Raw genomic sequence first — 25,476 nt, 5'->3', positions numbered from 1 at the left:
GGTTTGAACAACCTCTAAAAAGTGAGGGTGAGTAGCATGAATGTATTCTGGTTTATCCCAACCCATGGAGACGGACGCTATCTCGGCACGAGCCAAGGCGCTCGGGCTGTGGATGCCGAGTACATGCAGCAGATCGCCGCAGCCGCGGACCGGCTCGGTTATGAGGGCGTGCTGATCCCGACGGGAACTTCCTGCGAAGACCCGTGGGTCGTCGCTTCCTCCCTGGTGCCTGTGACCAAACGGCTCAAATTTCTGGTGGCGGTGCGCCCCGGGCTGATGTCGCCGACGCTCGCGGCCCGGATGTCCGCGACGCTGGACCGGATCTCCGGCGGACGTCTGCTCATCAATGTGGTGGCCGGCGGCGATCCCGTCGAGCTGGCCGGCGACGGTCTCTTCCTGGACCACACCGAGCGCTATCACCTGACGAGCGAGTTCTTGTCGGTATGGCGCCGTGAGCTCTCAGGTGAGCGGGTCGACTTCGAGGGCGATCATCTGCGCATCGAGGGCGGTCATGTGCTCTATCCGCCGCTCCAGCAGCCTTACCCGCCGCTCTGGTTCGGCGGGTCCTCGCCGGTAGCTCAGCAGGTGGCAGCCGAGCATGTCGACGTCTACCTGACCTGGGGCGAGCCCCCAGCCGCCCTCGCCGAGAAGATCGCCGTGATGCGGCAACAGGCAGCGGCGCAGGGCCGTCAGTTGCGCTTCGGTATTCGTCTGCATGTCATCGTGCGGGAGACGGAGGAGGAGGCATGGCGGGCCGCTGCCAAGCTAATCGAGCATGTCGACGAAGAGACGATCGCCGAGGCGCAGCGCATCTTCGCCCGTTTCGACTCGGTGGGACAGCAGCGGATGGCGCAGCTGCATCAGGGCAGCCGGGATCAGCTGGAGATCAGCCCTAACCTGTGGGCCGGCATCGGACTGGTGCGGGGCGGCGCGGGCACTGCGCTGGTCGGCAGTCCGGAGATCGTCGCCGAGCGGATGCGGGAGTACGAGGCATTGGGCATCGACACGTTCATCTTCTCCGGCTATCCGCATCTGGAGGAGGCTTACCGGGTGGCGGAGCTGCTGTTTCCGCTGTTGTCGCTGGAGCGCGGCGGTCTGCCCGGACCATCGTCGATCAGCCCGTTCGGGGAGATTATCGCTAATAACGTCAAGCCGGCCCCACGGGCCTCGGCGCATTGAGGGGAGGACGGAGCATCATGGGCAAATCCACCAACTGGTACGGGGCGGCGCTGCCTTTCGTGATCCCGCTGTTCATCCTGGCCGCTTGGCAGCTCTTGACCACCACTGGCATGATCTCGACCCGAACCTTGCCGTCGCTGGATGAAGTGGTTGTTGCAGGCTTCAGGCTGGCAGCCGACGGCACGCTGTTTGAGGCGATTGCCGTTAGCACGATGCGTGCGGGGCTGGGCATGTTGATCGGGGGAGCGATCGGCTTTTTCTTCGGCTTGCTGAATGGGGTGCTCGGCGTGGCGGACCGGCTGACGGACTCGACGCTGCAGATGCTGCGCAATATCCCGCATCTGGCGATGATCCCGCTCGTCATCATCTGGTTCGGCATCGGGGAGACGGCCAAGATCTTCCTCGTCGCGCTGGGCGTCATGTTCCCGATCTACCTGAATACGCTGCACGGCATCCGTTCGGTCGATCCCGGACTGATCGAGATGGGCCGCGTATACGGCCTAAGCCGCTGGCAGCTGTACCGCAAGGTGATCCTGCCTGGCGCGATGCCGTCGATCCTCGTAGGACTGCGCTTTGCGCTCGGCATCATGTGGCTGACGCTGATCGTCTCGGAGACGATCGCCGCCGACTCCGGGATCGGATATATGGCGATGAACGCACGTGAGTTTTTCCAGCTGGATGTCGTCGTCTTTTCCATCCTCTTGTATGCACTGCTCGGCAAGCTGTCTGATGTGATGGCCAAATGGCTCGAGAGGAGGTGGCTCAGATGGCATCCGCATTTCGCAAAAGCGGCGCCGCCGCCGAAAGCGTGACCCCCGAATACCGTGTTGCCGCGGAGCGGGCGGTACTAGAGGACGGGCTGATCGAGGAGAAGCGCGCGAACCCTGGCAGGAACCGACCCAAGCCGGCTGCCCCCAGGGAGGGTGGCGGGGTGGCGCTCCATCTGGACGGAGTGTCCAAGCATTTTGACGACAAGCAGGTGCTCAGCGAGCTGTCGCTGGCTATCGAACCGGGCTCCTTCGTCGCCATCGTCGGTCGCAGCGGCTGCGGCAAGAGTACGCTGCTGCGGCTGCTCGCAGGTCTTGACGGCGCAAGCAGCGGAGTCGTGACCCGGCAGGGGGAACAAGTGGCAGGGATTGATGCGGACACGCGCTTCATGTTCCAGGATGCCCGCCTGCTGCCGTGGCAGAGCGTCATCGACAATGTGAAGCTCGGCCTGTCCTCCATCGATGCAGCACAAGCGCAGCGCCGGGCCCAGGCCGCCCTCGAGCTGGTCGGCCTGGGCGACCGCAGCGGCGAGTGGCCCTCGGTGCTCTCCGGCGGCCAGCGGCAGCGGGTCGCCCTTGCCCGGGCGCTCGTCGGGCATCCGCATCTGCTGCTCTTCGACGAGCCGCTGGGCGCGCTGGATGCGCTGACGCGTATCGAGATGCAGCAGCTGATCGAGTCGCTCTGGACGTCGCGCGGCTTCACGGCGGTGCTGGTCACCCACGATGTCAGCGAAGCGGTGGCGCTGGCTGACCGCGTCATCCTGATCGAGGCGGGGCGCATCGCGCTCGATATCCCGATCACGCTGGCGCGGCCGCGGCTCAAGGACAGCGGTTTCGCCCATTTCGAGCAGTTGATTCTCAGCCGTGTGCTGCAGAGCGACCAGACGGCCCGGGGCCGCCGGGAGAGCTCGGATTTTGATATCTGATTTGTGATACACTGAACCGTATCACAAATAGTGGTAAAGCGTAAAGTCGAGTTGAAGGTTTACCCGTCGATGTTACTGATACGAGACCTTTATTAGGAATAGTTCTCCATCATTTGAGATAAATAATTTCGAAAGTCATCAACAAAGGATTTGGGCTCCACAACTTTTAGATGCGTGCCGAAGCTTGCTAATAATTGAAATCCCCTACAGTTTTGAGGGACATATATGGTTGCTAATAAAGATCCAGAATGATGGTCTTCAATACTCTTTCGGCTATACCTTTCGATGATTTGATCTTTTATGCTAGGTGATATCCATGCCTTAATCGTGACGAGTTGCGGTAGATAACTTGCTTCTTGTCCTTGCTCTGACCAATCGACTCTAGGATGAAACGTGCGGTCCTCCATAGCAATATGATCGGTCCGAGATACCTTAAATGTTCGATACTCCAGTCGATGTAAACAGAATCCTTTCAAGTACCAACTCGATTCGCTAAAATGCAGCTCATAAGGCTCGACCATTCTATTCGTTGCAGCCCCGTCTTTATCTGTATAATCAAACGAAACCAGCCTTTTCTTTAAAATGGATGCTTGACATGTCTTTAAGGTTTCAAGCATCTCGGACCGACCTTCCCAATCATAAAACGACAGTTGAATAGAACGATTCAGAGACAATGGACTAACCATTGCCTCTATTTTTTTTATCGTTCTTTCAACTTCTTCAGTAAGGAGTAATTGTTCCAATCCGCCGAGCGCAGTTAATATATTTTGTAAATCAGAACTGCTTAAAAGGCGTTTATCAACCTTGTATTCATTCATAATGCCGTAGCCGCCTTTGACCCCAATGACAGAATAGATCGGGATGTTCGATAGGCTCAATGTTTCCATATCGCGAACGATCGTTCTTTTGGAGACATTGAATAGTTGTGAGAACTCCGTTGCAGATACAACCTCTTTTTTCAGCAGTATCATGATAATCGAAATGAGTCTCTCCACTTTGTCCATAATTGCCCTCTTTATCTGCGTGATTTCAGAACGATGACACTAATTTGTCATCGTTCATCCTTTATACTACCTGTATCACAAGCTAAGGAGGAAATGCAATGTATAATCCAACTGATTTTCCCACGCCCACACTTATTTCAGTCAACGGTGTAAAACTCGAAGTCTTTGAGGCAGGTCGACAAAATACCGGAAAGCCTATTGTCCTCTGTCACGGCTGGCCAGAACATGCCTTTTCTTGGCGCTATCAGATGGCGGCCCTTGCCGAAGCGGGCTACCATGTACTCGTCCCAAACCAGCGGGGTTACGGCAATTCATCCTGTCCGACCGAAGTAACAGACTATGACATTGCACATTTGTCGGGTGATCTCATCGCACTTCTCGATCACTACGGATACGAAGATGCCGCCTTTGTTGGTCATGATTGGGGTGCGATGGTTGTTTGGGGACTTACGTTGCTGCATCCAAGCCGTGTAAACAAAGTAATAAATTTGAGTCTACCTTATCAAGAGCGCGGAGAAATACCCTGGATCGAGTTCTTGGAACAAGTTCTTGGCGAGGACTATTATTTTGTCCACTTCAATCGGCAACCCGGTGTTGCGGACACCGTATTGGATATGAATACGTTTCGGTTTCTTCAAAACCTGTACCGCAAGAACGAGCCTCTCAGAGCACCTGAGCCAGGCATGGCGATGATCAATCTTGCTAACTCGGAAACACCGCTTGGGGAGCCTTTGATGAGCGACAGCGAGCTGGCCATTTTCGTCTCATCCTTCGAAAAATCGGGGTTCACGGGCAGCATTAATTGGTACAGAAACCTTGACCGCAACTGGCATCTGCTGGCAGAAGCAAACCCGGTCATCCAACAGCCGACCCTCATGATCTATGGCGACCGTGATATAATCCCGAAGTTTGAAAGACTACCAGAGTTTGTTCCCAATGTAGACGTGATCAATCTGGACTGCGGTCATTGGATCCAGCAAGAAAAGCCGGAAGAAACAAACCAGGCAATTTTGAGATGGCTGAAACAGCAGGATGCCACCTAGTCCCAGAGACTTTTAAAGGTTGAGTCTACCCCTCGGCTAGCAGACCGACAGGACGTTCGATGAGATATAAAGGGCACCCAAACAGGGTGTCTCTTGATTTGTTGCTATCGAAAATTTAGTAAAGGAAGCAACTAATAATTTCGCCTTAGCGTTGATACGCTGAACCGTTCATAAGTGAAGCGAGATTTTCGAGGCAGCTGTGAGGCTCTCTTTTCACCTGTAAAAAACCTGGTCACAGTATAGACAGACGAATATAGCGCTGCTATAATAGGGGCATGAATACACATGACAAAATATTGGCGGCGGCCCTTACGGTTCTCGAAGTGGAAGGCGGGGCCCAGTTTTCGACACGCGCCGTTTGTGCGATCGCGCAGGTTACGGCCCCTACGCTTTACCATCATTTCGGCAATGCCGATGGACTGCTGAGTGCTGCCATAGCAGAAGCGTTCCGTCAGTTTCTCGAAAGCAAGAATGCCTCGGTTGTATCCACTGTCCCAGAGACGGCCCTTCGGCAAGGATGGGATGACTATGTCCGCTTCGCGGCAACCCGTCCTCGGCTTTATGTTGCGATGATGGGGCGGTTGCTTGAAGGCGCTCAGATCGACGCCGCAGATCAGGCATACCAAAAACTGATGCAAAATATACAAGAGATCGCAGCCAAAGGCCAACTTGCAGTGTCAGCAGAGGAAGCGGCAGATATGGTCTGGGCCTCCGCCAATGCCGCCTCTTTGCTGCATGTGACTGCCCAAAATCGCAAAACATCTCCTCCACAGCCATCTGTCATTGAACGCATTCGCGAAGGATCTATGCAGATCATTCTGAAATGATGCATAATAATGACACAAGCGAGATCGCCTAGCCAACCTGTTACTACAGGAGGCTGGCGATCTTTTTCTCGTTCCGGCGATGCTTCTTACAGATCGAAGAAGGGAAATAATCAGCGTGGGTTTGTGCGTCAAAAATATATAGCACTGCTATAGATATTTTCGTATATCGGTGCTATAATGATTGTATAGCGGTGTTATACTGCAAGACCGCTTATGATCAATGAAGGAGGGTTACTATGTCAACCAAACCTCAGGAGCTGGTCGTCGTTACCGGTACGTCCAGCGGAATCGGTCAGGCTACCGCGAAACGGCTCGCGGCTGACGGTTTTTACGTTCTCGCAGGTGTTCGGCGTCCGGAAGACGCCGCCAAGATGAACAGCAAAAATATCGAGGCGGTGATCGTAGATATCACTAATGTCGACACATTGAAGGCACTGGCCGAACGGGTGGAGAAAGATTCGCTTGGTCGCCGATTACGAGCGGTGGTCAACAATGCCGGTATCGCCGTCAATGCACCTCTCGAAATGGTCCCGCTCGATGAACTGCGACGCCAGTTGGAGGTCAGCGTAATTGGCCAGGTTGCAGTGATTCAGGCGCTAACACCGGCATTACTGACCAGTGGCGGCCGCGTGGTCAATATTGGTTCACTCGGCGGCAAAGTCTCTATGCCCGGGTTCGGGATCTACTCAGCGGCAAAGTTTGCAATGGAGGCGATCAATGACAGTCTCCGCAGAGAAATGGCTTCGTTCGGCCTCAAGGTCATTATGATCACCCCCGGTGGTGTCAGCACCCGCATGTCTGAGCAAGGCATTAAGACAGCGGAACGACTAGCGAGGTTGATGACACCAGACCAGCACCGGCGCCATGATCGTCTCTTTGTCGCCGTGAAGGCTCTAGCGGAAACGTGGGCAAAAGACGGTGTCCGCCCTGAGAAAGCGGCGACAGTAATTTCACGCGCAATCCACGACCGCAAACCCCGTACCCGCTACACGGTTGGCCGTGATGCAGCATTGCTGACCCGACTTGTCCGCTTCCTCCCAGACAGACTACTCGATCGGATGCTCCGCAGCCAGATGAAGCTGCAATAAAGGGCACTTACCTTCGAAACTGCCAAGATTGCTAAGCAACTGATTCTGAAGCGTGTGCTGCAGGGCGATATGGCTAACCTGCACATTATCGACGATATTACAGCCGCCCTGCTACCGTAGCATTCTTCTGGGATAACGGAAAGTTATGATACACTGATCCTATACTTATGCGGCACTGCAGATGTTGCAGTCATGTTGCACAGAAACGGAGGGATCAGAATGGTCTATGTAGCCTTGCTAAGAGGAATCATTGTCGGCGGCAACAACAAGATCGATATGAAGACCTTGAAACGCGTCTTCGAAGAGGCCGGCATGGAGCAGGTCGTGACCTATATCAACTCAGGCAATATCGTCTTCATCGACCGGCAGCATGGCCGAGAGGAGCTGCCTCCTCTGCTGGAGGAGGCGATCCAGGCAGGATTTGGACTGAATATCCGCGTACTTATCCGCAGCCTCGACGAGTTCCACGCGCTGCTGCGCGAGCTTCCGGAGGACTGGACCAATGACCAGGAGATGAAAAGCGACGTCTTGTTCCTCTGGGACGAGATCAACGACGCGGCCACGTTGGAGCAGCTTGTGTGGAAGCCGGAGATCGAGGATGTACGGTATGTCGCCGGGGCGATCCTCTATTCCGTGAGCAAAGAGCATGTAACGCGGGGTTCGCTGGGCAAGCTGATCGGCACGAAGATCTACAGCCAGATGACGATCCGCAACGTCAACACCACTCGCAAAATCTATGAGCTGATGAAAACGGCAGCTTCAATTGAAGAGTAGAATGTAAAATAAGAAATACTTAGTATTACTTAGAGTTACCCGGTAACACATCTTCTAAAAACCCCGCCACGACTGGCTTCGTGCCTATCCGGCCTATCCGGAAGTTCGGCTCCATGGTGATTCTAGCCAGTCCGGCTCGCTCTCGATGATCGCCATTGCTTCTTCGTGATCGCCCGACTGGAAGGCATCGATCAGCTCGCTCAGATCGTCCCGGTCCAGCAGCTTGACTCCATTGACCCCAGCCAGGATGGCACAAGAGGCGGTGTATGGCGCTGAGGCGAGCACGATCGCCCGGTCAGCCTCGTAATAGCGCATCGATGCATAAATTTCCTGAACGGCTGTAAGGCCCACCCGGGAGCGCGGCTGATAGCGCTTGGCCTGCAGGACGTGACGGTAGCCCTCACGGCAGGTGAACACCAGATCGGCTCCGAAGTCCTTGCTCTCCTGGGTCCGGATAACATCTTCATAGCCCAGCTCCGACAAGAACCGGTAGAGGTACCGCTCGAAGTCCGCCCCCTCCATCTCGTCGATATCCCGGAGCGTAATCTTATAAGGGTCGAGGCTCTCTCTGCGCCGCCGGGTCAGCGCACCGCGCAGCAGCCGCACCGCCACCCACAGGAACAGCAGGCCCAAGAGAGCCGCCAACGCGTAAGTGACTAGGGGATGGACGGGCAGCCCTTCGATAATCTGCTTCATTAGATGAATCCCTCTTTCTATATCGACCAAACTTATGTTCTCTTTACTATAGCATACTTCCGCATGCGGAGGCAGCCATCCCTCCGCAAGAGGATAACGGCCAGGCTCGGTCGGTGATCGTGTAAGGCGTGGATGATCAAGAAGCCCGTCCGGCTAGCGAACGGGCTTCTTGATCATCTTAGTCATGCTTAAGGTGTGGCTGCCACCGTCTCCTCCGCGAGCAGCTCCGTCAGGATATCCAACTGCCGCTCCATGGCGACAGGATCCTCATTATAGAGCAGGTCAAAGTCGACTTCGTACACCTTGCCGTTTTGCACGGCCTCGAGCCCCTGCCAGATGCCGCTCTCTTTGAGCTCGGCGGTCAGCTCATCCCCGTCGAAGGTGGTCAGGATGATATGATCACCGGCAAAGGACGGCAGCTCCTCCATGGAGATCGCGGTGCCGGCATTGACGGCATTGCCCTCAATTATATCGCTGAGGACCCGTTCCTGCGGATGCAGTCCGAGGGCTTTGTAAAGGATATATCCGCCCATATTGATATCACCGTAGACACGCAACTCCTTGCGCCAGACGGTAAATATTGTGAACGTCTCATCGGTGCCGATCCGGTCAGCCAATCGGGACTTGGCGGCCTCGGTTTTCTCTTCGAAGCGGGAGATCCAATCTTCGGCCTCCTGCTCCCGGCCCAGCAGATCGCCGAATACCCGCATCGCGTTCAGCGGATCAGGATACAGCTCCAGACCGACGGTTGGCGCAATTTTGTCGAACTGCTCGTAGTTCTCATTCGTGCCATAGAGAAGGATCAGATCGGGCTGCAGTTCGAGCACCTTCTCCAGATTTGGCGTCGCGCCGATGTCTTCGGTTCCTTCCGGTTCGATGAACGGATGGTTGTTCAGGACGTAGCTGGTAAGACCGATCGGCTTGACGCCAAGAGCGACCAGTTCGCCATAATACCAGTCCGAGACGATCCGCTCCGGCCGGGCAGGGATCTCGCTTTCTCCCGAGACGTGAGTATAGGTGCGGGTTGCTCCTTCTTGCGAATCGATCTCTGTACTTGCAGGCTCAGCATGAGTTGTGTCTGTCGAAGAGGCCGCCCCCTGCTCCGTCTGATTCGCGTCATCTGCGATGTCTGCACCGTCGTTTGTACCGCCGCATGCGCTTAGCAGCAGCAGGAGCAGCAGGCAACCGGTACCTAACCAGTGATTGTAAGTTGTACGCAACGTGCTGTCATCCTTCCCTCATAATATTGATAATGATTATCATAATCATCAATATAACAACGAGGGAACACCTTGTCCATGTCAAAAATGGTCAATTGCGTTTGTTTTTTTGTAAATACTAGAAAGTATATGATTCTCCTATCTACTTGGCTTGTATTTCTCCGGAATGAAACTAACTGCGCCGCCAGAGGACGGCGACAGCCGTTTCACCTTGGCTTATAGTTATATATTTCCGGGTGGGGTTATTTTCCCGGTCGGCTCCGGCGGATCAGTCCCATCAATTCCTCCAGTTGGGCTTCGATCGCAGCAGGACCGTAGCCGTACCATTTCGTCATGTCGACCGTGTAGGCCCGGCCCAGTCGGACCGACGAGAGGGTCGACCAGAGTGATTGGGCCATCGTCTGGCTGGCGAGTGCATATGCTGCCGGGCTGTCCTCGATCGCTACGATCAGATCGTCAGGATCGGTTGCCGCAAGCAGGGGCAGTGTGACTTCCATCCACTCACCGGCTTCTTCCTCTGGTCTCCCGGGCCACACCGGCGGCGTCAGTCCCAGAGTCCGATAGATGAGATCGGCGCCCATATAGCCTGCTCTGTAGAGGATAAGATGTCCGGCACGAATGTTCAGAATACCTATCGTACTGCCAGGCTGCAGCAGCTCCGACAGCTCTTCCCTGACTGCTGCCGTCCGCTCGTCAAAGCGAGCCAGCCAAGCTTCCGCTCTTGGCAATTGTCCGGCCAGCTCGGATACGATGCGGAAGTGTTCCCTCCAGGACACACCTTGCCAAGGGATTTGCACGACGGGCGAGATTCGCCGAAGGCGCTCCAGATCGTCGCCTTCCTGCTCGGCATACACGATTACGTCTGGCGCGGCTTGTTCGAGCAGGGCAAAACGGGCCGGTCGCGACCAGCTCCAGTTAATGGTGTGGCATCCATTCGATTTCAGCAAGTGCGGATAGCGATGCTCCAGCCAGACGTCTGCCATCGCGACTCGGGGCGCTACGTCGAGCGCGATGAAATCGAGCGTGTAGGCATGGTCCAGCGAAGCAAAGCTTTTGGCTCGCTTGATATAGACGCTGGGCGGGACACCGGTGGTTTGTTTGAATTTTTTGCTGAGGTAGAACTCATCCTTGTAACCGACCGCCTGCGCGACATCGCTTAGCCTGCCGCCGGGCGACAGGAGCAGCTCCTGAGCGCGGCGGATGCGCAGCTCATTGGTGTACTCACTGATGCTCCGGCCGAAGCTCTGCCGGAAGAGCGACGGCAGCGTCTTGCGGCTGCGGCCGGCAACGGCAGCGAGCCGTCCCTTGTCGATCGAGTGCATATAGTGCCGCTCAATATGCGATCTTACCCGCTCTGCGGCATCCGTCTGCCGGGCTGCCTCATGCTGCTGTCGGCAATCTGCCAACCGATGCAGCAGCTCGTAGAGCAGACGGGTGCCGGCGAGCGGCTCGTGCAGCCGCCCCAGCGTCTTGAGTCGGCCCATCTCCCGGACCAGCGGCAGGACGGCTTCTGTGCCGGGTACGACAAGGATATCCGCCTGCTCGTCCGCTGGGCGCTCCGGGGATGCTGTTTGCAGAGAGATGGCGCGGTAGCAGATGAGCCACAAATGCAATTCTTGGCCTTGCGTGCAAGTCAGCTGCAACGAGCGGCCGGGACCGTAAAGGGCCGCCATCGCCGGACCGATCTGACAGACCGTATCGTCCCGCTCAAGCTTCCCGCCTCCAGAGACGACGATTACGATCCCATGATCCTCCTTCGACATCTGCAGAGGCTGAAGCGGCTGCACGCGACAGCTCCGTATATCCATCAGGGCATAGAGAACGGGCGGCAGGTCTGCAGCTGTTGATAATGTACGCTGTTCGATACCGGATCCCTCCCGGATTGATTGATAGCATCATTATACCAGCAAATGTCCAGTGCCGCCGCCTTCATGATGGGACGTGGCAAGACGGGTTATTGGCTGCCTCTGAACCGTCTGTACGACGTGTTGTACTCCTCGACAATCTGCTGGCCGCCGCTTTGTTTCCAGCGCTGGATCTCGTTCTCAAATCCTTGTTCATCCAGGTTGCCCAGAATGTAGTTGTAGGTCGCATCGGTGATGATGCCGGCAAGCTCCAAGCCGATCTCATCGTCCTTGGGCGACTCCAGGTTGAGGGTGGCGTCGCGGACGATAAATCGGGTGTTGTCCTTGATCAGCGACTCCGAAAGCTCTGTCAGCGGCCGATACTGGGCGATCGGGAGCAGGTTGGGATTGGTTCGCTCGCCGATCATGAGCGCATGCAGCGCATTGACCTCATTGATGCGCAGGCTCTCGGTCTCCGCCGACAGATTGACCTTGCCGCCCTGGCGGGTATGATGCCGGCCCTCGAAGCCGTAGCGCATCAGATTGCTGACATCGGCATCCATGCTGCGGTCGAAGAAGGCGAGGATCTCGAGCAGCTCTTCCTTGGTCTGGACCGCGCTCTTGGAGAACAAGAACATCCCGCCGTAGCCCGGCATCGCCCAGACCCGATAGCCAGCCGGACCGCGCACCCGGTTGACGAGGGTGAACTCGGCATCGGGATTGATCTCCTGCGTGCTGTCGGCGAGCCGTTGGGCGTCCGCCATACTGCCGACATAGACACCAGCCCTGCCGCTCACGAGCATGTTGCGTTGATTCTGCTTGCTGGTGACGCTGAAGTCGCGGTTCATCAGGCCTTCGTCATAGAGTCGCCTCATGAAGTTCATCGTAGCCATATAGGCTTCGGTCTCGAATTCCGGGACGATCTGTCCCTGGATGAGCCCCCAGTTATTCGGCGTGCCGAAGTAAGAGCCTAATGTTTTGAATGCACCGTAGATCAGATCGTTGCGGTCCGTCAGACCAGTCGTGTCGTCCTGGTTGTTGCCGTCGGGATCGTCATGGGTAAAGGCATGCAGTACTTCATAGAGCTCTTCCAGTGTGCCCGGCGGTTCCAGGCCGAGCCGGTCCAGCCAATCCTGGCGGATCATGATGCCCTGCCTCGATTCGGGACGTTCCGCATAGAGACCATAGATTTTGTCATCAACGGCAGATTCCTCGAACACATGGGAACTGAGCTTGCGCAGGTTGGGGAAGTCCCACAGATAGGGTCCGATCTCCCAGAACATGCCCAGACGAATGGCATTTTTCATATATTGGTACTCCAGGGAATTGACAAAGGTGGCTTTCATAAAGGAGGCGCTCGTCACTGCAAGGCTCAGCTTGTCGGCGTAGATCTCGTTGGGTACCCAATGCAGATCAAGCTTGGTGTCGGTCAGCCGTTCGAGCTCGCCGACCAGCTCCTGGCTTGGCGGCTGAATCAGATGCAGCGGCAGCATTATGCTCAGGGGCGTCTGGGACGATGCCGGCGTCTCCTGAGGCGCGGGCGATGCGGAGCAGGCAGCGAGCGCAAGCACAAGCAGCCAACCCAGCCAACGCAGTGGGGACAGCTTGTTTTGTAAGCGGTTTAGCAACTGGCGATGCTTAGACTTACGCATGCGGCTGACCCCCTTAATCTTTACAACGCAGCAAGAACGTGTATGATTAGTGTAACATCAAGCCAGACAGTTCTTCAATTGCAATTACCGGATAACTGGCAATATATCCCTGGGGGTGAGCGGTCCATGCGGCATTTAAGCTTCCTGGCCCGATTGACGCTGTTTGGCTTTTTGCTGAGCGCGCTGCCGGTGCTGTTCATCGGTGTAACCTCGTATGTGACCTCGACACATGAGATCGAGAAGCATGTGACCCGCTCCAAGATGCAGCTGCTTCGCCAAACCAACGCCAACGTGGAGCAGATCCTCTCGACGGTCAACCATACATTGAATCAGCTGGTCAGCTCGACGATAGTAAGGAAAGCGATTACAGACCCGCTGGACGCTCAGTCGTTCGTTACCTACAATGAACTGCGCAATGAGCTGGGCAATGTTCAGGCTTTTGATACCAAGGTGCAGGATGTCATCGTGGTCAATCAGGACATGAATTGGATGGTCAAAAACTCCGGGCTCTACCCGCTTGATGACTATCCTTATCACCAGGAACTGATGAGCATGCTGCGGATTCCCGACAGCACCTCCTGGGTGCTTAACCCGAGTGACTGGTTCCATGGCGAAGGGCTGTCCGTACGCCCGGTATGCCCGTACCAGATCTCGCTGGTGAAGAAGCTGCCGCCGAACTCGCTGGAGAAGGCAGGCTTCGTCGCCGCCAATATCCCGGCATGCGCGCTCCAGGAGATGATCCAGTACGATATCGCCGAGGAGGGCTCGCATCTGATGATCGTCGACGACCAGATGCGCATCCTGCTGCATCCGGATCTCGCGCTCATCGGCCGTTCGGTGTCCGAGAGCGGTTACGTCTCGGAGGCGCTGCTCGAGGGGCCGTCTGCCGATCAACTGAGCACCGAGATCGATGGCGAGTCCTACACCGTCAGCTATTACCGCTCAGGGCTCAACGGCTGGTACTACGTCTCGGTCGTATCGATCGACAGCATCACCCGGGAAGCGGGCAAGATCGGCCGGTACACGCTCTACATCTGTGTCGGACTGCTGCTGCTCTCGATGGCGATCGCCTGGATCGGCTCGCGCAGGATGTACTCGCCGATCGGCAAGCTGCTGTCGCAGATCGCCCCGGGGGGCCGCCAGCGGGGCGGCGACGAGCTGCAATATATCAGCGAGCATGTCCGGGACCTGTTCCGCTCCAAGACGATGCTCGAGCAGGAGGTGCGCCAGCAGCTCTCCCAGGTCCGCACGCTCTACCTGATCAAGGCATACCAGGGCCAGGTCAAGCGCGCCTCGCTGGAGGGCCGGCTGCGGCAGTACGGCTATGGCAGTCGGATCGATACGTGGCAGGCGATGGCAGTCATCACGCTGCAGATCGATTCGCTGGATCAGACCCGGTACGGCAAGGAGGATATGGAGCTGCTCCTGTACGCGATGGACAATATTATGGGCGAGAGTGTGCCGGCCGAGCATCTGGCCGCCCCCGTCGTCATCGATATGACCGCAGTTGCTTTGATCGGTCATCCGGACCGGGAGCAGGCGGCGTTTACGACGTTCATCTACAGCATCACTGAACGGCTGCAGCAGCGCATCCAGTCCTATCTGGGCCTGCAGGTGAGTATCGGCATCAGCCTGCCGTTCACCGGTCTTGGCCAGCTGCACAGCGCCTATCGGGAAGGGCTGGATGCCCTCCGCCACCGGATCAAGCTGGGCGAGGGCGTCATCATCCAGTACGGTGACGTCAACTCCGGGAAGCGGCATCTGCAGCTCGATTACCCGCGTCAGAAGGAAGGGGAGCTGCTGGACGCCATCAAGCTGGCGGAGCCGGAGCGCGCCCAGGAGATGCTCGGCCTGCTGCTTGGCTCGATCTTCCATGTCGAGATGACGCCGCAGGAGTACGAGGTGCCGCTGAACCGCCTGCTGGGCAATCTGATCACGATGATGCAGGAGTCAGGCGTAGCCATGCATCAGCTGCAGGTACCCGGATCGCTCTATGCAGAGCTGCGGAGCCGGCAGACGGCAGGAGAGATCGAGGAGTGGTTCTGGGAGACGATCGTGCTGCCGCTGCTGACGATCTTCCGCGACCGCCAGGAGCAGCAGTATCACAACATCTCGGAGCAGATCATCACGATCATCCACGAGCAGTACGATGCCGATCTGACGCTGGAGCAATGCGCGGCGCAGCTGCATTACAACGCCAACTATCTGAGCAGCGTCTTCCGCAAGGAGACGGGCGTCTCGTTCAGCGACTATCTGAGCACCTACCGCTTCAACATCGCCAAGAAGTGGCTGCTGGAGACGGATCTGCCGATCAAGGATATCGCCGCCCGCTTGCGCTACACCAATTCGCAGAACTTCATCCGCTCCTTCCGCAAGCAGGAGGGGATGACCCCGGGCCAATACCGCGAGAGCGGCCAGCGTCATTGACGCCTGGCCGTTTTTTAGTATTGTTTTCTCGGAGGCTATATTGTCTTCATCACAGACAACAAGGACTTTTTTGATCCCGAGCTCTTTAGTCTTTTCCAAGCTCATGGAAAGTAATTTTGTAGCATATCCTTTTTGTCTCGCGCTAGGACGTATTCCGTATCCAATATGCCCACCACAATTCAACAAATTTTCCGTTAAGCCGTGCCTGATATTTACTGCTCCTATTACTCGCTTGTCTTTGGTTACTAACCAGTATGTAGAACTTGGCACCCAGCCATCAGGTATATGCTCTCCCTCTTCATTCTCCAGCAGGTATTGAAGCATACTTTCAAAATCGGAAGGGTCTCTGCTTACTACCCAGGGAACAAAGGATTCTCGGCTAGACTTCCATTCCTCATAAAAAGAAAGATATTCGTCTTTATACGCTTTACTCGGCTTTACCAAATAAACTTCCCCCATCATCCTGTCCCCCCATTCGTTATCTTCCCGTAATGATTGTCTTCATATTACGCTAACTTAGACCATCCCGCCAAACCGCCAGTTGCCCCGTAACACCGATAATCATCTGCTCAGGTTGGAGGCACAAGAGGCTGCAAACCCTTGCCCTGCCTGCGGTTATGAGCAGATGATTATAGCGGTAACCGTGCCGTCGGGATATGCTGAAAACGCAACCAAACAAAAATCGCAAGGAGGTCGTCACACCGATGAATCCTACACAAAGACGTATACCTATCCTGTCCCTCTGCATCGCCGTCATTATGACAGTGAGTCTGCTGGCAGCTTGCTCCAGCGGCAACAACGGCGGAGGCAGCGGCACAAACGCACCAGAGGGGGGCGCGAGCGCGGAGGGCACACCGCCAACCGACGATAAGCCGTTCGAGATGACCATGATGGTGACCCAGCACTCGGCGGAGGTGCCGAGCAATGTCATCCCGCAATTGATTGAAGAGAAGACGAACACCAAGATCAAGTTTCAATGGGTGCCTGACGGCAGCTATGATGAAAAGCTAAATGCTGCTTTTGCTACCGGCTCGCTGCCAATGGTCGTCTCGGCCAAGAATACGGACTTCGCCAAGGACGCGATCCGCGCCGATCAATTCTGGGAAATCGGCCCGCTGCTCACGCAATATGAAAATCTGAACAAGTTGAACCCGGACGTCCTCAAAAATACGGCGGTGGACGGCAAGATCTACACGTTGTATATGGAACGTCCACTCTCCCGTCAAGGCGTCATCTACCGCAAAGACTGGGCCGATCGGCTGGGGCTCGAGCCGCCGAAGACGACCGGCGATCTCTATGAGATGATCCGCGCCTTCACCGAAGACGATCCCGACGGCAACGGCCAGGACGACACGATCGGTCTGTCCGATCGCAGCGATCTCATCTACGGCGCCTTCAAGACGGTAAGCTCCTATTTCGGCACGCCGAACTATTGGTCGGTGGACGACAGCGGCAATTTCCAGCCGGAATTTATGCATGAGGCGTATATGGACACACTGAATTTCTTCCGCGACATTCATAGCAAAGGTTATATGAACCAGGACTTCCCGGTTACGAGCAAGACGGACCAGATCGACCTGCTCGTCAACGGCAAGGCTGGCGTCTACATCGGTTCCATGCCGGATGTTCTGACGCTCTCCAATCAACTGGCCGACATGAATCCTGAAGGTGAGCTGACGGTACAGAACGGTATTGAAGGGCCGCGCGGCAAAGGCATCTGGGCGATTCCGGGCTACGGTTCAGTCGTCCTCTTCCCGAAATCGGCGGTCAAGTCGGAGGATGACCTGCACAGAATCCTGGCCTTCTACAACGAATTGATGAGCGCCGAGAGCGCCAATCTGCTCACTTGGGGTATCGAGGGCGAGCACTACGAGATCAAGGACGGGCTGGCGAATAAGACTGTTGATCAAGTGACGGACAACACGCATGTCAAACCGCATAATGCCTGGGCCATCGGCGGCCCGGCGACAATCGACGGGATGCTGAAAGGGTACTTCGAGCTGCCAGCGCGGGCACTGGCCGAGGAGCTGGTAGAGGCGAACGACGAGATGCTGATCCACGATCCATCCGCACCGCTGGATTCACCGACCTACATCGAGCGCGGCGGTGCCCTGCAGCAGATCATCACTGACGCTACTTACCAGTATGTGCTTGGGGATATTGACGCAGCAGGATTCCAAAAGGCGGTCGACCGCTGGCGCGCCGAGGGCGGCGACCAGATGATCCAGGAATACACCGAGGCTTATCAAGCGATTCAATAGCTCCAATCTTCCGGGTTGCAACGGACAGGAGAGAGGCCTCTGGTTCCTCTCCTGCAACCGGCCCGGCTTGGCCCCGCATCCCGCGTTTGGCCAGCAGCTATTGAGCTCACCACCGGAATGACCCGGAGCACGCGGAGCCTGCGAAAGATCCACCGCATGATTCCTGGATCGGGTCCATCCGCGAGCGCCGCTCGACCATTACGATTCCTCCGCTGCGGCGGGCATAGAAAGGAAGACAGGCCATGCATCAACCCGCATCCGCCACCCGTACCGGCAAACAGAACTCCGATACCCGCACCGGGGCGCCCGGCTCCGTCATCTCGCACAAAGGCGAGCGGTTAAGACGGATCATCAAAAACCGTTATTTGTACGTGATGATTTTGCCGGGCGCACTCTTCTTCTTGTTGTTCAAATATCTGCCGATGTGGGGGCTGGTCATCTCTTTCCAGGACTATCAGCCGTATCTCGGCGTATCCGGCAGCAACTGGGTTGGCTTCAAGCACTTCGAGCGCTTATTTAATGAACCGACCTTCTGGATGATCTTCCGCAATACGATCGTTTTGTTCGCATACAACTTGTTTTTCTTTTTCCCGATTCCGATAATGCTCGCCCTGATGTTGAATGAAGTGCGTCTGCTGATGTTCAAGCGCATCGTCCAGACGATTGTATATATTCCGCATTTCATGTCGTGGGTCATCATCGTCTCCATCTCTTTCGTCATGCTGACGCTGGACGGCGGCATCATCAATGAACTGCTGGTGTTCTTCGGCTTTAACAAGATCAACTTCCTGCTCAGCAGCGACTGGTTCCGGCCGATGTACATCCTCCAGGTCATCTGGCGCGAGGCCGGATGGGGGACGATCGTCTACCTGGCGGCGATCGCCGCCGTCGATCCGCAGCAGTACGAAGCCGCGCGCATGGACGGCGCAAGCCGGTTCCGGCAGATCTGGCATGTCACCCTGCCTGCGATCCGCAGCGTCATCATCATCCTGCTCATCCTGAAGATCGGCGACGTGCTGGAGCTCGGCTTCGAGCATGTGTACCTGCTGCTTAACGCGATGAACCGCGAGGTTGCGGAGATCTTCGACACCTACGTCTATACCGCAGGACTGCGGAACGGCCAGTTCAGCTACAGTACCGCCGTCGGCTTCTTCAAATCGTTCGTCGGCCTGATCATGATCGTCTTTGCCAACTGGCTGGCCAAAAAATTCGGCGAGGAGGGCATCTACTGATGCCCTGCTCCACACGTGCAAAGGAGGCGTATCCTTATGGTTGAAGACAGATCTTGGGGCAACCGGCTATTTGGCGGCATCAATATCCTGCTGCTCACCCTCATCGCGCTAGTCACGCTGCTCCCGTTCATCCACGTGCTGGCGGGCTCGCTGACGACGGCGGCGGAGATGTCGGCCAAACGGTTCATCCTGTTCCCGACGACGATTAGTTTTGACGCGTATGCTTATATTTTCTCGACCAATACGATTCTGCGGGCGATGATGATCTCCATCGGCGTCACGGTGGGCGGTACGTTCATCAGTATGTTCCTCTCCTCGCTGATGGCGTACGGGCTGTCCCGGCGCGACCTGGATGGCAGGAGACTGATCATGTTCATGGTTGTGTTCACGATGCTGTTTAATGGCGGTATGATCCCTACCTTCCTCGTCGTGAAGGAGCTGGGGCTGATCGACAACTACTTGGCGCTTATCCTGCCTGTCGCGATCAACGCCTTCAACCTGATCATCCTGCGCAGCTTCTTCCAGAACCTTCCTGATGGGCTGGAGGAATCGGCGAAGATCGACGGGTGCAACGATTTCGGTATTCTCTTCCGGATCGTGCTGCCGCTCTCGATGCCGGCGCTGGCCACGATCTCGCTGTTCTACGCGGTGACGTATTGGAATACCTACATCCATGCGATCCTGTATCTGAATGACTCGACCATGTATCCGATGCAGGTCGTGCTGCGGCAGATCGTCATCCTGGCCACGGGCATGAGCAACGAGTCCGGCGCCTTCGACGCCGACTACATCGCCCCGCCGGAGCAGACGATCAAGATGGCCGTTATCGTCGTAGCGACGGTGCCGATCCTGCTGGTCTACCCCTTCCTGCAAAAGTATTTTGCCAAAGGCGCACTGCTTGGTTCGATTAAGGGATAAGCCACTGTATAGTTCATCATTGGCACACTAGCCGAGACAGGTCATCCTACCTGTTCGGCTTTTTTGTGGTTTAGGAAATGATGCAACACTTTAAAAAGTGGATAAGCAGGTCGACGGCGTATGGAAGAAGACCGCTGAGGGAAGTGCTCGCTCACGAACGGACACAATAGGTCCTATTTCGAGCATGGGCGTGTTTTTAGAGCTGCTTGCGGACAGAGGATCCGTTATCGGTCTGTAAACGAGGGATAACGGGCATAAAACCAGCAAATAACGGATCGTGTGTCCACAGGGCCTGTTCCTGGCGGGTTTTGTGCAAAACAGCGCCTATTGTGTCCGTATCGCAGTGCCAACCTGCGTGAGCAGGTTTTGTTCCTAGATATCGGGATTTCATGGGGCTTTTTTCCTGGTTTTGGGAGCGGGCTAGTATTACCAGGAGACGCTTCATTCTCTGAGCCTATTGCCTTCATGAAGGTAAGCACGTATGATATTTACGACCAAATTTCGGAAAAACGCAGGAGAGAGGGGAAATGTCCTTATGTCGGAAGATAATGCTACTATGCCCTGGTTCAAAACCGGCTGCAGCGCAATTATCCTGTTCCTGCTGCTTATCGTGCCTTCGGCAGTAGCGGCAGAGGAGAAGATCAATGTGTATGTCGATCGGGAACCGGTCGCCTTTGCGGTACAACCCAAGATTCAGAATGGAGCGACGATCGTCCAACTGCGCCCTCTGTTCGAGGCGCTCGGCATCGAGCTCGATTGGCAAGCAGCCAGCAAGACGGTGCGCGGCAAGAAGGGGGACAGCAGCTTCTCGCTGGTCATCGACAGCAGCAAGGCTACCGTCAATGGGCAGAGCGTGACCCTGGACAGCCCCGGCCGGATCTCAGGCAGCCATACCCTGGTGCCGCTGCGTTTCGTAGGGGAAGCGACGGGAGCCGCAGTCGGCTGGAATCCGCAGCAGCGGACGATCAGCATCTATAGCTCCGAATACCAGAGCGCCCGGGGACTGACGAAGGAAGAGGCTCAGCGGGAGGTGGCTCAAGGGGTAGCGTCTGCAACCGATACCCTACCGCCGTCCACGACGGGGCTTAGCGGGCTGTATGCGCATCATTCGCTTGATCTGCTGGGCAGTCGGAGCTGCGGCGGCGTATGCTGGGACATCTTCTACTTCGTCGACGATCGTCATGTCGTGGAGGAGCTGCCTGAGACAGGCGTGGACCGGCTGGATTGCAGCAAGGACAGTTGTCTGACTTATGAAGTAAAGGGCGGCAAGCTCGTATTGAGCAACGGAAAGTCTTACACGCTTGTGATCAAGGCTGGCGGCGATGCGGTCATCGACGGCGATACGTATACCCGTCATGCGCCGCTAAAGGGGACGGTACTCAATGGCAAATATGAAGCGAGCGGCTACACGAGCGCGCCTGGCGGAACCGGGTTGGCCAAGGTAAGTACGTACGTGTTCCGGCCGGACGGTACGTTCACCGACAGCAGCTGGACCGGTGTCACGGCCGATGGCTCCGAGGACGGCGGCTCCGGCACAGGCGTGTCGTCGACGATGACATCAGGCTCGGCGGCATCAGGCACTTACTCGATCCAGGGCTATACGATCACCTTCAAGTACAATGACGGTACGACCGAAGCGCGGATGTTCTTCATGCCGGACCAAGATGATGGGATGGTGCGGATCGGCCGCGGCGACTATCTATTGAAGGAAGGCATCCCCCCGTATCAGAATAAGCTGGTCACAGAGGGCTTTGCAGACAAGGAAGTGCTGAAGGAGAGAACCCCCGATTTCACGGAGGAACATGGCGGCATCGAGATCAATCTGATCGGCTATCAGTGGGCCAAGGTCGATGTCAAGCCGGCTCATCAACAGAGCTTTACCGGCTTCGGCGACCAGGGGATCATCGAGCTGACCGCCAAGTATGTCGTGACCAACAACTCGGGGCAGTCGATCAACGTCAATACGATCGAAAGCGCAGTGCGCTCCGAAGCGTTGTCGGCAAACGTGTTGGAGACAACCGACCTGCGGTCTCCCATGCCGGATGAGTTGAAGCCCGGTGCCAGCATCGAGCGACTGGCGGTATTCCTCATCCCGGCCGACCGCTTCGGCCAGTTCACCAGCATGAAGCTGACCTTCGGGAATGTGATGACGACTGGCGGTAAAGACCTGTTTGAGAACCAAGTGCTCGCTTTCAGTATTTATGAATAATCCGGGTCTTCCCGCCGCCCGATCTTCCCAAAACCCGACCCGAGACCAGGTTGCCGATAGCCTCCGGTCGGTGGCGCCGCAGCCTGCGTATGGGATACAATGAAACGTATAAACGGCGTTTGACGCGATGGGAAGAAAGGATCGGATGAGATGAAACGTAAGCGTACGGCGAGTGTGGTCATCGCAGCGACAGTGCTGGCAACGGCACTGACCGGCTGCGGCTTGTTGGAGCGGATGCCGGAGCAACTGGAGCTGTCGGTGATCGGTGAGGGCTCAGGCTCGGGAGAGCTGGTCAGTCACGGCAGCGGCACCTATGCGGCGGATGAAGTGGACAGCATCGAGGTCAAAGGCGAAGCGCTGGCTATCTTCATCACCCGCAGTTCCGGCAATGAAGCCGAGGTGGAGCTGCTGATGGACAGCAATATCGACAACAAAGTGACGTTTAAGTCTGAAGTGAAGTCCGGTACACTGAAGCTTGACGTGCGTGAGAATAGCCGCAAGATCGCAGGGGATCAGCGCGGCGAGCGCAAGCTCCTGATCTCGCTGCCGGAGAAGACGTATGACAAGCTGTCGGTGACCAACGCGTTTGGCCGGATCGATATCCAGGACGTAGCAGCAGAGCAGATCACGGCCAAGATCGAGGCCGGGCAGATCACCATGCATCAGGTGCAGGGCAAGCTGGATGTACAGACGGAAGCTGGCGAGATCGCGCTGAGCGGCATCGTATTGACCGATGACCTGACCGCCAAGTCCAGTGTCGGTACCGTAAGTGTGGGACTGGCAGAGCTGCCGGCGGCGGCTGAGGTGCAGTTGAGCAGCGAGCTCGGCACGGTTACTTCGGAGCTGGAGGGCCTGGAGATCAAGGAGCAAACCGGGCGCAAGGTAACGGGCTCGATCGGCAGCGGCGGCCCGAAGGTGACGCTGGCGTCCGAGGTGGGCACGGTGGAGCTGAAGGTTCAGCGCTAAATGTAGAAGCAGGCAACTCGGGGATTCCGGGTTCAAGAGTGGTGGCCAGGGACAATCCCGGCCACCACTCTTTGCTCTGGTCCTGAAAGCCCTGTCTTCCCCAGTCTATCCTGATATATAATAGTAAATGGAGACTGCATGACGAGACATATGCAGGCATCACGCACCGACAGAAGGAGTCTATGTATGAAAGCCATCCTGATCGACGACGAGCGTCTGGCTCTGGAATACTTGACGAAACAACTGGCGGGTATCCCTGAAGTAAGCATTGAAGTGGTCGGCAGCTATATAGATCCCTTGGAGGGCAAGGCAGCGATCGCACAGGAGAAGCCGGACATCGGTTTCCTGGATATCCACTTGCCCGGCATCAGCGGCCTGGAGCTGGCCGAACAGCTGCTGGAGCTCCACCCGCAGATGCATATCGTGTTTGTGACGGCTTTTGATGAATACGCGGTCAAGGCGTTCGAGCTTAATGCGATCGATTATGTCCTGAAGCCGTTCAGCCGGGATCGTCTGGCCAAGACGCTGTTGCGGATCCGTCAGCTGAGCTCGGAGCGTGGTTCGGCCGTGGCGCTTTCCGATCGGCCGCTGGGCGTGCGGCTGTTCAAGCAGCTGCTGATCGAATCTGCAAGCGGCGAAGTGTTCTCCATGAACTGGCGGACCTCGCGGGCCCAGGAGCTGTTCCTGTATCTGATACATCACCGGGGGCGGTTAGTCCGCAAGGACGAGCTTGCCCGGCTGCTGTGGCCCGACTTTGATCTCAAGCGCGCTTATCCGCAGCTGTATACGACGGTGTATCATATCCGGAAGGCGCTGGAACCGTATGGCGACCGCTTCAAGCTGGGCAGCGCTGCCGACGGTTATCGGCTGGAGCTGAATCGTGTGGATCTCGACGTGGAGCGGTGGGAGCGTCAGCTGCGGGAGCTGCCCGGGTTGGGTGACGGAACTGCCGCGCGCTATGCTTCGCTGCTGGAGGCGTACGAGGGAGATTATCTCGAGGATCATGATTATTGGTGGGCGGAGGGGGAGCGTCATCGCCTCAGCATGCGCTGGATGGAGACGGGCCTGGGGCTTGCCAGATGGTACGCCTCCCACGGCTTCCCGGACAAAGCGCTGACGCTCTATCACCAGCTGAGCGAGCGCCAACCCCAGGAAGAAGAGATCCACCTGGGGCTGATGCAGCTCTACGCGGCTGCAGGCAATCGCGCGGCTGTCGACCGGCAGTACCGGCTGTTGCAACAACTGTTAAAGGAAGAGCTAGGTGAAGATCCGGGACCCGTTACGAAGGCTTGGTATGCCCAGTGGTTGGCGCAATAGCGGGCAAGCCGGCCTGGCACGGTGTTGTGGAGATTTTGTATAGCTGCCCGATGTATAATGGTGTCTTCCATGTTAGATGAGTTAGAGGAGGCGCCTTAGAACATGAGAGTGATGCTGGTAGACGACGAACGGTTGGCGTTGCAAGGGCTGGAGAACCGGCTTCGGAAGGCAGACGATCTGGAGATCGTGGGCATGTATCAGGACCCTGTAGAGGCCTATCAGGAGGTGCTGAGGCTCCGGCCGGATCTGTTGTTTCTTGATATCGATATGCCAGAGCTGAATGGACTGGCGTTTGCCGAGCGCCTGAACCAGTTGCTCCCGCACATTCAGATTATTTTCGTCACGGCGCACAGCCGGCATGCCATTGCCGCATTCGAGCAGGAGACGCTGGACTATCTGCTCAAGCCCTTGCAAGCCGAACGGCTGGCGCTCTCGCTGCAGCGGGCCCGGGCCCGGCTGCAGTCAGCCGTCTCATTCCAGGAAGAGACGGTACATATCCGCATGCTGGGCGGGCTGGAGCTGGAGACGGGCTTGCGCGACAAGGTACTGCCTGTATGGCGGACCCAGAAGACCAAGGAACTGTATGCGTACCTTCTCCATGTCGATGGCAGACTCGTACGCAAAGAGATACTGGCCCGTATGCTATGGGATGATTTTGAGGAAACCCGTGCCTATGCGAGATTATATACTGCCGCCTACCAACTGCGGAAAGCGCTGGCCGGACTGGGCGCGAGCGGGCTGCAGCTGCTGAGTGCCGACGAAGGCTATTGCATCCCCAGGGAAGGACTGGAGACCGACGTCGAGCGCTGGGAGCGCGGAGTGGCCAGAGCCCCGGAGCTGACGCGTCAGACGATGCATCAGCATATCGAGCTGATCGGCCTGTACAGGGGTGACTACCTGGAGGGACTCGATTACCCGTGGGCAGAGTCGCGCCGTCAGCAGCTGCGTCTCATCTGGTACTATCATACGATGCGGGTGGCGCGGTTCCTCAAGGACGAGCAGATGCTCATAGAGGCGAAAGCGCTGTGCGAGCAGATCCGGCAGCGGTATCCCGAGGAGGCCGAATATCTCGGATTGCTGGCGGAGCTGGAGCTGCTCCAGATTGGTTAGGCGAGACTAACGCCAG

The 25,476-nt window shown here is 56.7% G+C and carries 20 protein-coding genes and 1 pseudogene; 15 read left to right on the top strand and 6 right to left on the bottom strand.

Annotation, left to right across the window (positions count from 1 at the left end):
• The first annotated feature begins 36 nt into the window (after positions 1 to 36).
• Genes ssuD through ABC336_RS13810 form a run of 3 tightly spaced genes read left to right on the top strand, consistent with a single transcriptional unit; the run spans position 37 to position 2,872 of the window.
• Positions 37 to 1,179, top strand: a complete 1,143-nt coding sequence (gene ssuD, locus ABC336_RS13820; protein WP_413239193.1) for an FMNH2-dependent alkanesulfonate monooxygenase — start codon at positions 37 to 39, stop codon at positions 1,177 to 1,179.
• Positions 1,180 to 1,196: 17 nt separating this feature from the next.
• Entirely contained in the window at positions 1,197 to 1,991 is a 795-nt protein-coding gene (locus ABC336_RS13815; RefSeq protein WP_413239192.1) for an ABC transporter permease subunit, read from the top strand.
• Positions 1,946 to 2,872: an ATP-binding cassette domain-containing protein gene (locus tag ABC336_RS13810; protein ID WP_413239191.1), complete on the top strand. Its 927-nt coding sequence runs from the start codon at positions 1,946 to 1,948 to the stop codon at positions 2,870 to 2,872. The genes ABC336_RS13815 and ABC336_RS13810 overlap by 46 nt, the downstream gene beginning before the upstream one ends.
• 92 nt (positions 2,873 to 2,964) lie before the next feature.
• Here the strand turns inward: ABC336_RS13810 and ABC336_RS13805 are convergent, their stop codons facing one another.
• Positions 2,965 to 3,876, bottom strand: coding sequence for a helix-turn-helix transcriptional regulator (locus ABC336_RS13805; RefSeq protein WP_413239190.1), 912 nt, complete (start codon positions 3,874 to 3,876; stop codon positions 2,965 to 2,967).
• A gap of 98 nt (positions 3,877 to 3,974) precedes the next feature.
• Here ABC336_RS13805 and ABC336_RS13800 point away from each other — a divergent pair, with 98 nt between their 5' ends.
• The 4 genes from ABC336_RS13800 (at position 3,975) to ABC336_RS13785 (ending at position 7,608) form a co-directional block, all read left to right on the top strand.
• A complete protein-coding gene (locus ABC336_RS13800) occupies positions 3,975 to 4,919 on the top strand; it encodes an alpha/beta fold hydrolase (protein WP_413239189.1) in 945 nt (314 codons plus the stop codon).
• 275 nt (positions 4,920 to 5,194) lie between these two features.
• Complete coding sequence (locus ABC336_RS13795; RefSeq protein ID WP_413239188.1) at positions 5,195 to 5,746, top strand: TetR/AcrR family transcriptional regulator; 552 nt, start codon at positions 5,195 to 5,197, stop codon at positions 5,744 to 5,746.
• Positions 5,747 to 5,982: 236 nt separating this feature from the next.
• On the top strand, positions 5,983 to 6,834 hold the full coding sequence (locus tag ABC336_RS13790; RefSeq protein ID WP_413239187.1) for an SDR family NAD(P)-dependent oxidoreductase: 852 nt from the start codon (positions 5,983 to 5,985) through the stop codon (positions 6,832 to 6,834).
• Positions 6,835 to 7,053: 219 nt separating this feature from the next.
• Positions 7,054 to 7,608 carry a DUF1697 domain-containing protein gene (locus ABC336_RS13785; protein WP_413239186.1) on the top strand — a complete coding sequence of 185 codons (555 nt, stop codon included), beginning with the start codon at positions 7,054 to 7,056 and terminating at the stop codon, positions 7,606 to 7,608.
• Positions 7,609 to 7,701: 93 nt separating this feature from the next.
• On the opposite strand, the gene ABC336_RS13780 is transcribed toward ABC336_RS13785, so the two are convergent.
• The 4 genes from ABC336_RS13780 to ABC336_RS13765 form a co-directional block, all read right to left on the bottom strand.
• Positions 7,702 to 8,304, bottom strand: a complete 603-nt coding sequence (locus tag ABC336_RS13780) for a restriction endonuclease (RefSeq protein WP_413239185.1) — start codon at positions 8,302 to 8,304, stop codon at positions 7,702 to 7,704.
• A 188-nt stretch (positions 8,305 to 8,492) separates the two neighbouring features.
• Entirely contained in the window at positions 8,493 to 9,524 is a 1,032-nt protein-coding gene (locus tag ABC336_RS13775) for an ABC transporter substrate-binding protein (RefSeq protein ID WP_413239184.1), read from the bottom strand.
• Between the two features lie 242 nt (positions 9,525 to 9,766).
• A complete protein-coding gene (locus ABC336_RS13770; RefSeq protein ID WP_413239183.1) occupies positions 9,767 to 11,311 on the bottom strand; it encodes an AraC family transcriptional regulator in 1,545 nt (514 codons plus the stop codon).
• 167 nt (positions 11,312 to 11,478) lie between these two features.
• Complete coding sequence (locus tag ABC336_RS13765) at positions 11,479 to 13,020, bottom strand: extracellular solute-binding protein (protein ID WP_413239182.1); 1,542 nt, start codon at positions 13,018 to 13,020, stop codon at positions 11,479 to 11,481.
• 126 nt (positions 13,021 to 13,146) lie between these two features.
• Between ABC336_RS13765 and ABC336_RS13760 the strand changes: the two genes are divergently transcribed.
• On the top strand, positions 13,147 to 15,447 hold the full coding sequence (locus ABC336_RS13760; protein WP_413239181.1) for a helix-turn-helix domain-containing protein: 2,301 nt from the start codon (positions 13,147 to 13,149) through the stop codon (positions 15,445 to 15,447).
• A 6-nt stretch (positions 15,448 to 15,453) separates the two neighbouring features.
• Here ABC336_RS13760 and ABC336_RS13755 read toward each other — a convergent pair.
• A pseudogene (locus tag ABC336_RS13755) lies at positions 15,454 to 15,906 on the bottom strand (GNAT family N-acetyltransferase); the annotation flags it as partial.
• Positions 15,907 to 16,151: 245 nt separating this feature from the next.
• Here ABC336_RS13755 and ABC336_RS13750 point away from each other — a divergent pair.
• From ABC336_RS13750 to ABC336_RS13720, 7 genes are all read left to right on the top strand, one after another.
• A complete protein-coding gene (locus ABC336_RS13750; protein WP_413239180.1) occupies positions 16,152 to 17,708 on the top strand; it encodes an extracellular solute-binding protein in 1,557 nt (518 codons plus the stop codon).
• 242 nt (positions 17,709 to 17,950) lie between these two features.
• Positions 17,951 to 18,940 (top strand): ABC transporter permease, encoded by a 990-nt coding sequence (locus tag ABC336_RS13745; RefSeq protein WP_413239179.1) that lies wholly within the window; start codon positions 17,951 to 17,953, stop codon positions 18,938 to 18,940.
• 36 nt (positions 18,941 to 18,976) lie between these two features.
• Positions 18,977 to 19,858, top strand: coding sequence for a carbohydrate ABC transporter permease (locus ABC336_RS13740; RefSeq protein WP_413239178.1), 882 nt, complete (start codon positions 18,977 to 18,979; stop codon positions 19,856 to 19,858).
• 535 nt (positions 19,859 to 20,393) lie between these two features.
• Positions 20,394 to 22,067, top strand: a complete 1,674-nt coding sequence (locus ABC336_RS13735; RefSeq protein ID WP_413239177.1) for a copper amine oxidase N-terminal domain-containing protein — start codon at positions 20,394 to 20,396, stop codon at positions 22,065 to 22,067.
• A gap of 150 nt (positions 22,068 to 22,217) precedes the next feature.
• Entirely contained in the window at positions 22,218 to 23,033 is an 816-nt protein-coding gene (locus ABC336_RS13730; protein ID WP_413239176.1) for a DUF4097 family beta strand repeat-containing protein, read from the top strand.
• A gap of 186 nt (positions 23,034 to 23,219) precedes the next feature.
• Positions 23,220 to 24,350 carry a response regulator gene (locus tag ABC336_RS13725; RefSeq protein ID WP_413239175.1) on the top strand — a complete coding sequence of 377 codons (1,131 nt, stop codon included), beginning with the start codon at positions 23,220 to 23,222 and terminating at the stop codon, positions 24,348 to 24,350.
• A gap of 102 nt (positions 24,351 to 24,452) precedes the next feature.
• Positions 24,453 to 25,460, top strand: a complete 1,008-nt coding sequence (locus tag ABC336_RS13720) for a response regulator (protein WP_413239174.1) — start codon at positions 24,453 to 24,455, stop codon at positions 25,458 to 25,460.
• Positions 25,461 to 25,476 lie beyond the last annotated feature (16 nt).

Origin of the sequence: Paenibacillus jepli (genome assembly GCF_047238105.1) — a bacterium.
In the GTDB taxonomy this organism is placed as follows: Bacteria; Bacillota; Bacilli; order Paenibacillales; family Paenibacillaceae; genus Paenibacillus_D.
The sequence above is the reverse complement of the archived record's forward strand: the minus strand, read 5'-3'. Positions and strand labels throughout refer to the sequence as shown.